We start from the raw sequence: 14,001 nt of genomic DNA, 5'->3' as shown, positions 1-14,001 counted from the left end.
GCCCGCGAAACCTTTAATGACGGCGCTGCGAAATTGCATGTGCCGCAGGATGAGCTTGCTGCCGCCATCAGGGAACTGGCGAACCACCAAAGCCAGGGGCGACCCAAAGAACGGGATCACGCCATCGCCACGCGGACAGTGGACGCGCCGTCGGTGCCGGAAACTGAAGGAAAGTCCGTCGGTGCAGAGCCCGTGTCACCGATGGCGGCGATTGACAGCTATTTCTGCCGCTTGGTGGCGGCCAACCCGCAGCTTCGGGTCAGGGTTGGTAACCCCGATGAAATGCGCAGCAACAACCTCAACCGTACGCTTGACTTGCTAAAGCACCGGGTGACCGCGCCGGAAGACGGTATCGCGGAAGCGGTTGACGGGCGGGTGGTCACAGCCCTGAATGAAGAGGCGGTGGTTTGTGCCGCGCTTGGCAACAAGGGCGGGCTGAACCTTGTGTGTTCTTATGAAGCTTTTGCGGTGAAGATGCTGGGCGCCTTGAGGCAGGATATCATTTTTGCCCGCAACCGTCGGTTGGCCGGGCAGCTTCCCTACTGGTTGGGCGTACCTGTGGTCCTGACATCCCACGCATGGGAAAACGGCAAGAACGAGCAGTCGCATCAGGACACAACGCTGTCAGAAGTGCTGATGTCGGAAATGTCCGATGTCTCCCGTGTGGTTTTCCCCTGCGACTGGAACACGGCACAGGCCGCACTCGCGGAAGTATACAAAAGCCGCGGTGTGATCTGGTCTCTCGTGGTGCCAAAGCGTACCCAGCCGGTGCGCCTGTCCGTCAAGCAGTCCGAAGCGTTGATGCGTGACGGCGCGGTCCGGGTGAAGGGAGCGCCAGACAGTGGCCTGTTGCTGACCGCGACAGGTGGCTACCAGTTGACAGAAGTGCTGAAAGCATCAGCCCGGCTGGATGAACGGGGCGTGCGCCACGCGGTGAACTATCTGATGGAGCCGGGCCGTTTTCGGGATGCGCGCGACCCGCTTGAGCAGGCTATGCTCACAGTGCCCAAGGTGCGGGAGACATTGTTTCCGGCTGAGGTCCGGTCCCGCATCTTCGTGACTCACACGCGGGCGGCACCATATCTGGGCACAATCCGCCCTCTGGACACCGGACCGGAGACAACCATGGTGCTCGGTTATGCCAACCGCGGCGGCACGCTAGATGCCAACGGCATGCTGTTTGCCAATGGATGTACGTGGGCGCATGTCCTCGCAAAGGTTGCCGTGGTCACCGGTATACCCGTTGAAACGCTGCTTTCACCGCCCGAATTGGACGCCCTGTTCGGCCGCGCTGCGCCCATGACCCTTTGGCAGTGAGGGGGCATCTGCCCCGAACAGCCTGGTCCCCAAGCCATGATCGCATGCCTCCGGTTGTCGCCGGGGTAGATCGGACAACTTATGACTGTTTTCGTGTTGAAAAAATAATTTATTTCACTATAAAAATAGTCATGAGTTAAAATATTAAAAATAATGACGGAAAGGGTGTGCAGATGGCCGGATTGAGGGAACGGCAGAAGGCGCAGCGCCGCGCGCTGATTGAAAAAGCCGCGGGGGAGCTATTTGTCGAAAAAGGCTTTGCCGATACCACCATTGAAGAAATCGCCGCGCGTGCGGTGGTCTCTGCGCCCACGGTCTATAATTATTATGGCACCAAGGGTGACCTGCTGCTGGCGCTTGTCGCCCGTGGGGAAGAAGGGATCGAAGAAGCCCTGGTCAACTTCAGCAAACAGGCGGCGGACCATGATCCGATCGACCTTGTTGCCGAGGTTATCCGTTCCAACGTCAATGATACGCTGTCTGCCCTCTCGCGGGAGCTATGGGGTCATGTGGTGGCCTTTGTCGCCACAGCACCCGACCCGGACGTTGCGCCGCGCTATCTTGATACCATCGCCAGCGGGCTTGGTGCCGCGATCGAATCTGTGCTGAAGGCCTATCAGGATATGGGCATTATCAGCGCCGAACTTGATGCGCGCGAACTGGCTTACCTGCTGACCCGCATGGAGCGAATCCATTTCCTAAATTACGTCTATCTCAAAGCCATGACCGTCGCAGACCTGCATGAAGCCATCGCGCGCGACGTTGCCATCATCATTAGCCCCTATGTGCGGGAAGCATGAGGTGGGAGAGAAGATATAGGGGCGCGCATGAGGAATTTATGATTAGTCACGCATATTATTTTAGTTGACTATAAAAAAATAGCCTGCCATATTTTTTCCAAATTACATAAATATGGGAGGAGTAGCCATGTCGGCTATCGGCAAACTGTCAACTTTGACACTCATGTCTTCAACGGCGTTATCTGGCCTGCTGGCCTTGCCGGCGCTCGCACAGGACAGCGAGACGGGCGATATCGCACTTGAGGAAATCGTCGTGACGGCCAGCCGCCGCGCGGAACGCATTCAGGACATTCCGTATAATATTTCGGCGGTTTCGGGTGCGCGCATCGAAGACGCCAAAATGCTCGATTCAGCGGAGCTGTTGCGCTCTGTCTCCGGTGTTGCGATTGTCGACCGTGGCCCCAGGAACGCCGGTGCGGTGAACAGCATCCGTATCCGTGGCCTGAACGTGGACAGCTCTGCCCTTGGCGATTACGCCACCAGTGCTGCGGCGACGGTTTCCACCTATATCAATGACACGCCGATGTTCGCCAACATGCTGATCAAGGATCTGGAACGCGTTGAGGTGCTGCGCGGGCCACAGGGTACGCTGTATGGCTCCGGCGCACTGGGCGGCACCGTGCGCTATATCACCCAGAAACCACAGTTTGACGAGTTTTTCGGCAAGGTTACGGGCTCGCTCAGCAGTGTTAAGGGTTCGGACAGCATTGGCTGGTCCGGCGACATGGTGCTCAATGTGCCGCTGGGTGACACGCTTGCCTTCCGCTTTGCCGGCACCCGCATGGACTACCCCGGCCTCACTGATTATGTGAATGTGTATGAGCTGGACGCGAACGGTATTCCCGTTGCGCCCAATGGTGTGCTTGACCCGGCAGCATCCTATAAAAGTGTGGAAGACGCTGACACCTATGATGTGTGGTTTGGCCGCGCGAGCCTGCGCTGGCAACCCAGCGACAAGTTTGACGTGACCGCAACCTACACCCGTCAGTCGGACGATATGGGCGGCAGGCGCGCACAGACCGTGGGCCGCGACGGCTTCGGCAACGAATACGGCAAATATGAAGTAGGCGCTATCCAGCTTGAGCCTGCTGAAAGCGACGTGGAAATGGCGTCGCTTGAAGCCACGGTGGACCTTGGTTTCGCCACACTGACCTCCAGCACATCCTATTATGACCACGAAGGCGCCAGCATCAGCGAAAACACCGGTTTTTACGCGCAGAACGGCTGGCTTTCCTGGTATTACAACTACCCGCGCCCGATGGCGACGGCGTCGCGCACCTATGAAGACAAAGCCTTCATTGAGGAGCTGCGGCTGGTCTCCAACGCCGAAGGGCCGCTGCAATATGTGGTTGGTCTGTATTATCAGGATCAGGACCGTCAATCGACGCAGGAAAGTTTCCTTTACGGTGCCAATGCTTATGTGGACGAATTGTTCGGCTTTGACGTGCCGTGGATCGCGGGCGACCAGGACTTCCACTATGTGCTGGATGAAACCTTCAAGCAAAAAGCTGTCTATGGTGAACTGACCTACGCGCTTAGCGACAAGCTGGATGTGACGGTTGGTGGCCGCTACTTCAAGAACACCAGTACGTCGAACACCTTCATGGCCTTGCCGTTCTGGACCGACCTGTTCCCCGAGTTGACCTCGACCTTTGAAAACGAGGAAGACAAGGTTCTTTTCAAGGGAAACCTGACCTATCATCTTGATGACGACAACCTGCTTTATGGTACGTGGTCGCAAGGCTACCGCCGTGGCGGTGCTAACGGTGTGCCCACCGAAGGCTATTATGCCGAAGACCCTGCGTGGCTGACCTATGAGGCCGACCGCGTGGACAACTTCGAGCTTGGCATCAAGGGCACCAAAGGCAGCACACGGTATACCGTAAGCCTGTTTTATGTTGACTGGTCTGACCCGCAGCTCAACACCTCCACTCCTGCATGGGGCTTCTTCACCGTGCAGAATGGCTCCAAGGCGACCACCAAGGGGATTGAGGTTGAGCTCGACGGTTACCTGAGCCAGAGCCTGCATTATACCCTTGGCTACGCTTTCGCCGATGCGGCGCTGAGCGAAGACTTCTACTCGCCGCTTGGTACGCTGATCGCGGCTGACGGTGCGCGCTTGCCGGGTGCGCCGCGCCATATGTTCAATGTGGCGCTTGATCACCGCTATGAGATCAGCGACAGCTTGACGCTGACGTCCCGCATTGATGGCTATGTGCAGTCTTCCACGCGCAATTCCATCGGCACATCGGCGAAATTTGACCGCACGCTGCCGGCCTATAGCATCTGGAATGGCTCAATGACGCTTTCGCGCGGCAATGTTGACCTCACAATATGGGCGAAAAACATCTTCAATGCCGAGGGTGTCAGCGCGGTGTTCAAGCAGGCCTATATGGGCACGCGGCCAAGCGAAGGGTATTATGGCAATGGCTCGAAGGAGCAGATCGCCCTGCCGCGTACCTTTGGCTTGTCGGCAACCTATCGCTTCTAGCGTAAAAACTTGGCACAGTACCCAAGGTGACGGACTGGGCTAAAAGATAACCGACCGGGGTGGTGCGCCGCCCCGGCTCCCCGTTTCATGCCAATTGTTTCACGCCAGCTTGAGAAGGTGTCATGCCGCAACGTTTGCCAGATATAGACCGCGCTATCGCAGAGGGGCACTCAGCCCGCGCGCGCGACCTGCTGGCAAAGGCGGCAGGCGCGGCACGTGATGTCGTCTCGCTCCAGCAAGTTGCGGAGCGCTACATCCAGCTTGGCCTCTTTGGCGCGGCCGACGCGCTTTACCGCAAGGCGCTCGCTCTTGCGCCAGATGATGCGGGCCTTCTCTATAACGCGGCCACAGCGGCCATTGCCCTTGGCAGTATGGCAGATGCGGAAGCTTGGCTTGAGAAAGTGATCGCGCTCAAGCCGGGTGACTATGACGCTTATTATAACCGCGCCACGCTCAGGCGCTGGACGGCGGATGACAATCACATTCACGCCATGGAAGCGCTGCTGAAGGCGGGCATTCCGGACCGTAAGGGCGCGGTGCAGCTTTTTTATGCGCTGGCCAAGGAATATGAAGATATCGGTGAAACCGAACAATCGTTCGGTCATCTTGTGCGCGGCGCCAACCTGCGGGCATCAATGATGCGCTATGACGTGGGCCAGGACGTCGAAACCATGGCAAAAATCGCCAAGGTTTTTGACGCTGATTGCATTGCACAGCCGCTGCACACATCAAGCACAAAAAGTGCCGAATCCCTGCACAATTCCTGCACAGATTTTGGCCAGAATTGCACACACCAACCGGTGTTTATCGTCGGCCTGCCGCGTACCGGCACCACGCTGGTGGACCGTATCCTCAGTTCGCACACCTCTGTTGCCAGCCTGGGCGAAATAAGCGACCTTGCCACCAGTATAGTGCGGCTGGTTGGCCCGGTCCAGAACCGAATGGAACTGGTTGAAAAGTCAGCTGAAATCAATTTTATTTCGTTATCGGAACAATATGGAGGCAGCACACGTGGGCGCGGCTTTGACGCCCCTGTGCTGATCGATAAAACCCCTGCCAATTTCCTCTATCTCGGCCTGATTGCCAAGGCCATGCCGGGCGCGCGCATCATCCATTTGAGGCGCCACCCGCTGGATGCCTGTTTTGCCATTTATAAAACCCTGTTTCGCATGGGCTACCCCTATAGTTACCGGCTTGACCAGCTTGCGGACTATTATATTGCCTATGACCGCCTGATGGCGCACTGGCACGCAGTAATGCCGGGGAAAATCCTTGATCTGCAATACGAAAAGCTGGTCACTGACCCGGCGGGCGAAAGCCGCCGCCTGCTGAGCCACTGCGGGCTTGACTGGCAGGACGGGGTGCTCGCGTTCCATGAAAATGCCAGCCCCAGCGCCACAGCATCCGCGGCGCAAGTGCGCCGCCCGGTGTATACGTCTTCCATTGGCCGCTGGCGCGACCATGCGCAAGGACTTGCACCGCTTGTCGGCCGTCTGGAAGCGGCGGGCATTGACGTGAAACAGGGGGGCTTTTCATGATCAGGCTATTGTTTTTACTGAGTTTTATAACGCTCCCGGCGCAGGCAGACACGGCCACGCGGGACGCATTATTGGCGGGTGAAAAAGCCTTTTACCTCGCGCTGCCCTTTGATGATTTCATCGCCCCCGAGGGCGCTACACAGGGCGCGCCGCTCGAAGGTCGTCTGCGCCTTGACATGACCGCGCTTGGTGGTGGCTTTCAGCTTGTGCGTGACCCCGGCGACATTGCGGCAAACCCCGATCATGCCGTGCGCTCCCTGCCTGTGATCGACCTTGATCTGGTGCAGGAAGGTGACGATATTATCCCGAAAAACCAGGGGATTATTGAAACAGCACACCCTTATTTTGACCTTATCTTCACTCCCGGAAAAAGCTGGGCGGAGGCACGCGGCCAGCGCTTTATCTCGCTGCCCTTTGCCTTGATGGAGAAGAACGCCAACTGTATCCACAATGGTGCCCTTCTGCTGGCGATTGATGCTTTGGGCAAAGCGTCGGTGGCGCTCGCGCAAATCGGCAGCGAAACCTGCGCCTATTTCCAGTTCAACTTCTGGGCAGCGTATGAAGCGGACTGGTCCGCGGGGCCGGTGGAAGGTGCCTCAGCCATCCGTGAGACACATCGCGCGGTTCAGGCCGCACGGCTGCCGGTCCGTACCATGGCGGAGTTGCCGCAAGGCCTTGAAGAGAAAAACTTTTCGCAAGACGATGTCATCCCGCCCGCGTTCATGAGCGCTTATGGCCTTGTGCTTGAGGGCCTGCATTACCGCAGCGGTTGTGCCACGCGGCTGGGGCCTTACCCGCACTGCGACAGTCTTGTGCTGCCGTCCTACTCGCTGGCAAAATCACTGGCGGGCGGGCTAGGGCTGATGCGGCTTGAAGGGCTTTACGGTGATGCCTTCACTGCCAAAGTATCGGACCTTATACCAGCCTGCGCCGACTGGGGTGATGTCACGCTGGGTGACCTGCTCAATATGAGCACAGGGCGCTACGCAAGCCGGGTGCCCCATGCGGATGAAGCGGCAGAGCCCTATATGCGCTTTTTCACCACCTTGGCGGGGCAGGAAAAAACCGCGTTCGCCTGCACTCATTTCGGATCCAAAACAAAGCCTGGTAAGCGCTGGGTCTACCACACGTCGGACACCTATCTTCTGGGGGTGGCGATGAATGCCTTCCTTGCCAAACGCGCCGCTGAAGGCGCGGACTATTACCGCGACCAGCTTGTCCCTATCTGGCAGTCCATGCCGCTGAGCCCCTTGATGGCCATTATGCGCCAGACCGGCGGACCGGATGCGGCGCCCTTCACCGGTTACGGCATGGTGTTGACAACCGATGATATCGCCCGCGTCTCCTCCGCTTTGGCTGGTGGGGATACCCGGCTCATCAGCCAGTTCGCGCCGCATCCGCTGGCCGCCGCACTACAGCGCGAGCCAAGGGATCGTGGTCTTGAGGCGGGGGCGAAAAGCTTGCGCTATAAAAACGGCTTCTGGGCCTGGAATGCGCGGGAAAGCCTTGGCTGCAAGGCAGATACCTGGCTGCCGTTTTTCTCAGGCTACGGCGGTATCACAGTTGTACTGCTGCCCGGCGGTAACGTTTATTATTATTTCTCCGACAGCGGCCTCCACGTCTTCGCTGACGCGGTCAAGGCGCTCTCGGCCATCACACCCATCTGCGGAGAGACTTCATGAGCAATAGCGGTAAAGTCACACCCCCCGCCGATGGCGGCAGTGTGCGAAAAGCAGACCCTGGCGGGCACATAGCCCCCGTTCTGCTGGCGTTTCTGACTACGGCGGGCCTGTTTTATGTCAACATCATGCCAGCGCTGGTGAGCGGTCTTGTCGAGGGGCTCGGCTTTTCCAAGGCGACAGCGGGCTATGTGGCGTCAGCCAATGTATATGGTGCGTCGCTTGGCGCGCTGATCACCGTGTTTCTGATCAAATATCTCAACTGGAAGAAAGCCGCAGCGGTTGCGCTTGTCGGGCTTATTGTCATGGATATTGCCTCCACCGTGCAGACAGACGGGACCGTGTTGATCGCCATGCGGTTTGTGCACGGCACCATCGGTGGTTTTCTGGTTGGTATCGGCTTTTCGGTCATCGCGCGGACCCCGGCGCCTGACCGCACCTTTGGTATGCTTCTGGTGGTGCAATACGGCCTTGGCGGCGTGGGGTTGATGACCCTGCCGAAGCTGGTGCCCTTGTACGGCACGTCGGTGCTTTTTATTGCACTGATGGCGTTCAGCGCCATCACCCTTGTGATGCTTCCCTTCCTCGCGCCGTATCCGGCCAAGGAAAAAACCGTTATGGAAGCGCAAAAAGATGGCACCGGGCCCTATTTCAAGCCGCTTATTCTTGCGCTTCTGGCGGTCTTCTGTTTTCAGGCAGCCAATATGGGGCTTGCGGCTTATGTCATTGAGCTTGGCAAAGGTGAAGGCCTGACCACGAACAGCACCAGCACCACACTTGGTATCGCCAACTGGATCTCGGTCGCGGGTGCGGTTTTTGTGTATGTTATCGGGCTCAGGAACGGCCGCCTGAAGCCGCTGCTGCTGGGGCTTTTGGTTACCCTTGTTGGCATGTTCCTGTTCCGCTTTTCAGGGAACGCCAGCCTGTTTTTTGCCGCCAATGTCATCACTGGCATCACCTGGGCGTTCCTCATCCCCTATCTTTTGGGCATGTGTGCGGCGTTTGACGGCAAGGGGCAGATGGCGGCGCTCTCGGGCTTTTTCTCCAAAATGGGTTTGGCGTCCGGCCCCTTTGTCGCGGCATTGGTGATCGGTGAGGGCAATTATACTTTGCTGATAAACCTGGCGCTTATGGGCATTGTGCTGTGCATCGCGGCGGCCTTCATGCCGGCGCGCCTTCTGGACAGCAAAGCAGACGCCGGGCCTCGCGCCGCGCCGATACCGCCACAAGCGGCGGCTGAAGTAATCGAGTAGGGAAGGAATAGTTTATGAAACCGTTTGCCATCGCAGGCTTGCAACTTGCACTTCCGCACAGCGGCAACCTTGATCTGGTGATCAAAAAAATCAGGCAGACCACACTGCGGTACCCCTGGGTGCAGATGATTGTGCTGTCGGAGCTGGCCATTTGTGGTGCCACCACGCGCTCAGCGGAAAGCCTGCCGTCGGGGACCGAGGATACGCTGGCGAAATTGGCCGCTGACCTTGGTGTCTGGATCGTCAACGGGTCGCTTTATGAGAAGCACAAAGGCGCGGTTTATAACACCACATCGGTAATCTCGGACGCGGGCAAAGTGGTTGCCCGTTACCGCAAAATGTACCCTTTCCTGCCCTATGAGCAAGGCGTTGCCGCAGGCGATGAGGTTTGCGTGTTTGATGTGCCGGATGCCGGGCGCTTTGGCGTGTCCATCTGTTATGACATGTGGTTCCCTGAAACCAGCCGTGCGCTGGCGACCCTGGGGGCGGAGGTGATACTTCACCCCACATTGACCAACTCGATCGACCGGGACGTGGAATGCGCCATGGTGCGGGCCACGGCCGCACAGCAGCAGTGTTATGTGATTGATATCAATGGTGCGGGTGAGCAGGCCAACGGACGGTCTGTGATTGCCGGGCCTGACGGGGAAGTCTTGCATCAGGCGGGCGAAGTGGAAGAGATCATCCCGGTAGAAATAGATCTAGAGCGCGTGCGGCGCAGCCGGGAGCGGGGTCTCATGGGCCTTGGGCAACCGCTTAAAAGCTTCCGCGACGCTGGCCACAGTTTCCCGCAGGAGAACCGCTCAAGCCAGAGCACCTATCTGAATAGTCTTGGCGTGCTTGAGATTCCAAAACGCGGCAGTTGATCACCACCGAGTTCAAACAAAGAAGAGAGTTCCAATGACCCAACATTTCCCGTTGGTAGCAGATTTTGCGGCCAAATCAGGCGGGCTTGAGGTTTTTGACCCGGCCTCGGGCGCGTCCCTTATGACCGTGGCCGACATGACAAGCGCTGAGGTGGAAGGCCACATTGAAGTGGCTGCACAGGCATTCCGTGACTGGTCACAGCGCACCGCGAAGGAACGCGCCAGCCTGATGATGGCGTGGCACCGTATGATTGTGGCCCACGCGGACGAGCTGGCTGAAATTATTACTGCGGAGTGTGGCAAGCCGCTGGCGGAAGCGCGCGGCGAAGTGCTGTATGGCGCCAGTTTCATCGAATGGTTCGCCGAAGAAGGCAAGCGTGTCTACGGTGACGTGATTCCGAGTTTCGCACAGGGTAAACGCATCATGGTGCTGAAGCAGCCCATCGGTGTGGTCGCAGCGATAACACCGTGGAACTTCCCGCTGGCGATGATCACCCGCAAGGTGGCGCCCGCACTGGCCGCTGGCTGCAGCGCGGTTGTCAAGCCGGCTGAGGCAACCCCGCTGACCGCACTCGCGCTGGAGAAACTGGCACTTGACGCTGGCCTGCCAAAGGGGCTTGTCAAGGTGATGACAACCACCAAACCGGCGGAAATCGGCAAAGTGCTGACCACTCACCCGACCGTGCGCAAGTTTTCGTTCACCGGTTCAACCGCTGTGGGGCGTGTCCTGATGGCGCAGTGTGCGTCCACAATCAAGAAAGTCAGCCTTGAGCTGGGCGGCAATGCGCCCTTCATCGTGTTCGAGGATGCAGATATCGATGCGGCCGTTGTGGGGGCCATGGCGTCAAAATACCGCAATGCGGGGCAAACCTGCGTGTGTGCCAACCGCTTTTTTGTCCATGAAGCAGTGCACGATGCTTTTGTTGCAAAGCTGAAAGATGCTGTTGCTGCCCTGCGTGTCGGGCACGGCGCAGATGTGGGTATTACCGTGGGGCCACTCATTAACAAGGCCGGTTGCGACAAGGTGGCCGAGCTCGTTGACGATGCCGTCGCCCGTGGCGCTGAGGCGGTCATCGGCGGCAGCCGCCATTGTGCGGGTGCGGGCTTTTATGCCCCTACCATTTTGACCGGCGTCACACCCGAGATGACCATCGCACAGGCGGAGGTTTTTGGCCCCGTTGCGCCCATCTTCAAATTCAGCGATGAGGCCGAGGTTATCCGCCTTGCCAATGATACGCCCTATGGCCTTGCCGCCTATTTTTACGCGCGTGATCTGGGCCGCGTGTTCCGCGTGGCAGAGGCGCTTGAATATGGTATGATCGGCATCAACGAAGGCATCATTTCAACCGAAGTGGCCCCGTTTGGCGGGGTCAAGCAATCGGGCCTCGGCCGTGAAGGTTCAAAATACGGTATCGACGATTATCTGGAAACCAAATATTGCCTCCTGGGAGGGCTGGATTGATGCTGAAGAATGTGAAGCCGGTGAATAGTGAAACGCAGAAAAACAAGGACCTGTGGGACCGCCGTGAAAAGGCCGTGCCGCGCGGTGTGGGCAGCATGCACCAGCGCTTTTCGGCGTATGCCAGGAACGCCGAAGTGTGGGATGTGGAAGGCAAGCGCTATGTGGATTTTGCCACAGGTATTGCGGTCACCAACACCGGCCATGGTGACCCGCGTATCACCGAAGCTGTCAAGGCGCAGATAGACAATTTCTCCCACACCTGTTTTCAGGTCACGCCCTACGAGAGTTATGTTTCGCTGGCGGAACAGCTTAATGAGCTCGCGCCGGGTGACACGCCGAAAAAAACCATCTTCCTGACCACGGGCGCGGAAGCGGTTGAAAACGCGGTCAAGATAGCACGCGCTGCCACCGGGCGGCCCGGCGTGATTGCCTTCAAGGGCGGCTTCCACGGCCGCACCATGATGGGCATGGCGCTTACGGGCAAGGTGGCGCCCTATAAGGTGGGCTTTGGCCCGTTCCCGCAGGGTATCTACCATGTACCCTACCCCGTGCCGTATCACGGTATCACGGAAGAGATGGCGCTGGACGCGGTGGCGGATCTGTTCAAGGCTGATATCGCGCCTGAAGACGTCGCGGCCATCATCCTTGAACCGGTGCAGGGTGAGGGTGGTTTTTATGCCGCCTCGCCCAAGTTCATGCAGGCGTTGCGCGTACTGTGTGACCAGCATGGCATGCTGTTGATCTGTGACGAGATCCAGACCGGTTTTGCCCGCACCGGCCGCGTGTTTGCGACCGAGCATGCCGGGATTGAGCCTGACCTGATGACCGTGGCCAAGGCCATGGCAGGCGGCTTCCCGATCTCTGGTGTCATCGGCAAGGCAGACGTAATGGACGCGGCAGCACCCGGCGGCCTTGGCGGCACCTATGGCGGTTCGCCCCTTGGCTGTGTCGCGGGACTGAAGGTCCTTGATATCATCAGGGAAGACCGCCTTTGCGACCGCGCCGACGAGATCGGTACCCTCTTCACCAAACGCCTCACCGCGATGCAGGCTAGTGGCCTCAAGGAGATCGGTGATATCCGCGCGCTTGGCGCCATGATCGCGATCGAGATTGTCAAGAATGGCAAGGCGGACCAGCCGGACCCGGTGCGCACGGCGGAGATTGTGAAAGCCGCGGCGGAGGCCGGGCTTATCCTGCTTTCGTGCGGTATCAGGGGCAATGTGATCCGCTTCCTGCCCGCGTTGACAGCGCCGGATGAGATCCTTGGGGAGGGTCTTGATATCCTAGAGGCAGTGATGCGCGGCTGATCAGTTACACCTGACACAAAATATTGAAACAACAAGGCTGGAGGCTGCTTTTACCAAGCGCTTCCAGCTTTTTTTATGCGCGCCAAACGCCCGGTATGGTCGCGTCGAGGCAGGGTGTCTCTCAATTAATATTTACAATTTACAATAATGTATTATATTAAAGTGTAATTGAAATTCGGGAGAGAAAAAAATGGCGGAGCAACAAGGCTTGGAAACTATCACGGTAAGCAGGCCATTGCGCTTGAACGATAGAGCGCCGGCCTTCACTGCACGCACCACCATTGGGGTGCGGAGCCTGAGCGATTATCAAGGAAAGTGGTTGCTGCTGTTTTCGCACCCGGCCGACTTTACGCCGGTTTGCACGTCGGAGTTTGTTGCCTTTGAACATGCGGCAGACAAGTTCCGCGCGCTCGATTGCGAGCTGCTTGGCCTGTCCGCGGACAGCGTTTATTCCCACCTTGCGTGGACACAGAACATTGAGGAACGCTTTGGTGTGCGTATCAGTTTCCCCATTATCGAGGATTTGTCCCTGTCAGTGGCGGAAGCCTACGGCATGATTGATGAAGCGTCGGTCAGTACAGCGACCGTGCGCTCGGTCTTTTTTATCGACCCGCAGGGGGTAGTGCGTGCGCAGTTGCACTATCCCATGAGTGTGGGACGCTCAGTTGACGAGATGTTGCGGGTGTTGGCTGCCCTCAGGGCGACAGCGGCAGGTGATGTTGTTGCACCGGAAGGCTGGACGCCAAAAGCACCGCTGTTGCAAGCGCCGCCCAAAACGGTTGAAGAGTTGCGAGCAAGAGCTGAAGCTTCGCCACAGAGCCAGCGGGACTGGTATTTCGCGGAGGCACCCCATGACGCATAAGGCAACGGCTGAAGTCGTGCGCGCCCACGCGGTTGAAGTGGCGGCGCTGATGAAAACACTGTCCCATCCGAACCGGCTTCTGATCGCCTGCGAACTGATGCAGGGAGAGCGCTCTGTCAGCGAAATCGAGGAGGCAACCGGGGTGCGCCAACCGGTACTCTCGCGCGAGTTGGCAAGGTTGCGGGACGAGGAACTGGTTGCCACCCGGCGGGAGTCGAAAGCTGTATTCTATCGCTTGGAGAATGAACGCCTGCGTCTGCTGATGAAGGTTTTGTGCCAATCCTGGGGCGGGCCAGGCGTGGATACTCCGGAAGGTGGGGAAAAGGGCGCGCTGCCTGAAGTGTTGCCGGAAGTAGAGGGGCGCCCCGGCACCCGACTGCGTCTCAAGCCTGATCCCTACCGTGCAGAATAGAGTTTGCCTACCCG

General features: G+C 58.3%; 10 protein-coding genes and 1 pseudogene. All 11 read left to right on the top strand.

Going from position 1 to position 14,001, the window contains the following annotated elements:
* Window positions 1-1,317 (top strand): annotated as a pseudogene (locus ACN0VM_RS09525) (xylulose 5-phosphate 3-epimerase); the annotation flags it as partial.
* 173 nt (window positions 1,318-1,490) lie between these two features.
* Window positions 1,491-2,117, top strand: coding sequence for a TetR/AcrR family transcriptional regulator (locus ACN0VM_RS09520; protein ID WP_417450641.1), 627 nt, complete (start codon window positions 1,491-1,493; stop codon window positions 2,115-2,117).
* Window positions 2,118-2,244: 127 nt separating this feature from the next.
* Window positions 2,245-4,608, top strand: a complete 2,364-nt coding sequence (locus ACN0VM_RS09515) for a TonB-dependent receptor (protein WP_417450640.1) — start codon at window positions 2,245-2,247, stop codon at window positions 4,606-4,608.
* A 122-nt stretch (window positions 4,609-4,730) separates the two neighbouring features.
* Window positions 4,731-6,146, top strand: a complete 1,416-nt coding sequence (locus ACN0VM_RS09510) for a sulfotransferase (protein ID WP_417450639.1) — start codon at window positions 4,731-4,733, stop codon at window positions 6,144-6,146.
* Window positions 6,143-7,828 carry a hypothetical protein gene (locus tag ACN0VM_RS09505; protein WP_417450638.1) on the top strand — a complete coding sequence of 562 codons (1,686 nt, stop codon included), beginning with the start codon at window positions 6,143-6,145 and terminating at the stop codon, window positions 7,826-7,828. Before ACN0VM_RS09510 ends, ACN0VM_RS09505 begins: the two co-directional genes overlap by 4 nt.
* Window positions 7,825-9,078, top strand: a complete 1,254-nt coding sequence (locus ACN0VM_RS09500) for an MFS transporter (protein ID WP_417450637.1) — start codon at window positions 7,825-7,827, stop codon at window positions 9,076-9,078. Before ACN0VM_RS09505 ends, ACN0VM_RS09500 begins: the two co-directional genes overlap by 4 nt.
* 14 nt (window positions 9,079-9,092) lie before the next feature.
* Window positions 9,093-9,944 (top strand): carbon-nitrogen hydrolase family protein, encoded by an 852-nt coding sequence (locus ACN0VM_RS09495; protein WP_417450636.1) that lies wholly within the window; start codon window positions 9,093-9,095, stop codon window positions 9,942-9,944.
* A gap of 34 nt (window positions 9,945-9,978) precedes the next feature.
* Complete coding sequence (locus ACN0VM_RS09490; RefSeq protein WP_417450635.1) at window positions 9,979-11,406, top strand: NAD-dependent succinate-semialdehyde dehydrogenase; 1,428 nt, start codon at window positions 9,979-9,981, stop codon at window positions 11,404-11,406.
* Window positions 11,406-12,713, top strand: a complete 1,308-nt coding sequence (gene gabT, locus ACN0VM_RS09485) for a 4-aminobutyrate--2-oxoglutarate transaminase (RefSeq protein ID WP_417450634.1) — start codon at window positions 11,406-11,408, stop codon at window positions 12,711-12,713. The genes ACN0VM_RS09490 and gabT overlap by 1 nt, the downstream gene beginning before the upstream one ends.
* Window positions 12,714-12,903: 190 nt before the next feature.
* A complete protein-coding gene (locus ACN0VM_RS09480) occupies window positions 12,904-13,575 on the top strand; it encodes a peroxiredoxin (protein ID WP_417450633.1) in 672 nt (223 codons plus the stop codon).
* Window positions 13,565-13,987, top strand: coding sequence for a metalloregulator ArsR/SmtB family transcription factor (locus tag ACN0VM_RS09475; protein ID WP_417450632.1), 423 nt, complete (start codon window positions 13,565-13,567; stop codon window positions 13,985-13,987). Before ACN0VM_RS09480 ends, ACN0VM_RS09475 begins: the two co-directional genes overlap by 11 nt.
* Window positions 13,988-14,001 lie beyond the last annotated feature (14 nt).

Source organism: Kordiimonas sp. (assembly GCF_048260245.1).
Lineage (GTDB): Bacteria > Pseudomonadota > Alphaproteobacteria > Sphingomonadales > Kordiimonadaceae > Kordiimonas.
The sequence above is the reverse complement of the archived record's forward strand: the minus strand, read 5'-3'. Positions and strand labels throughout refer to the sequence as shown.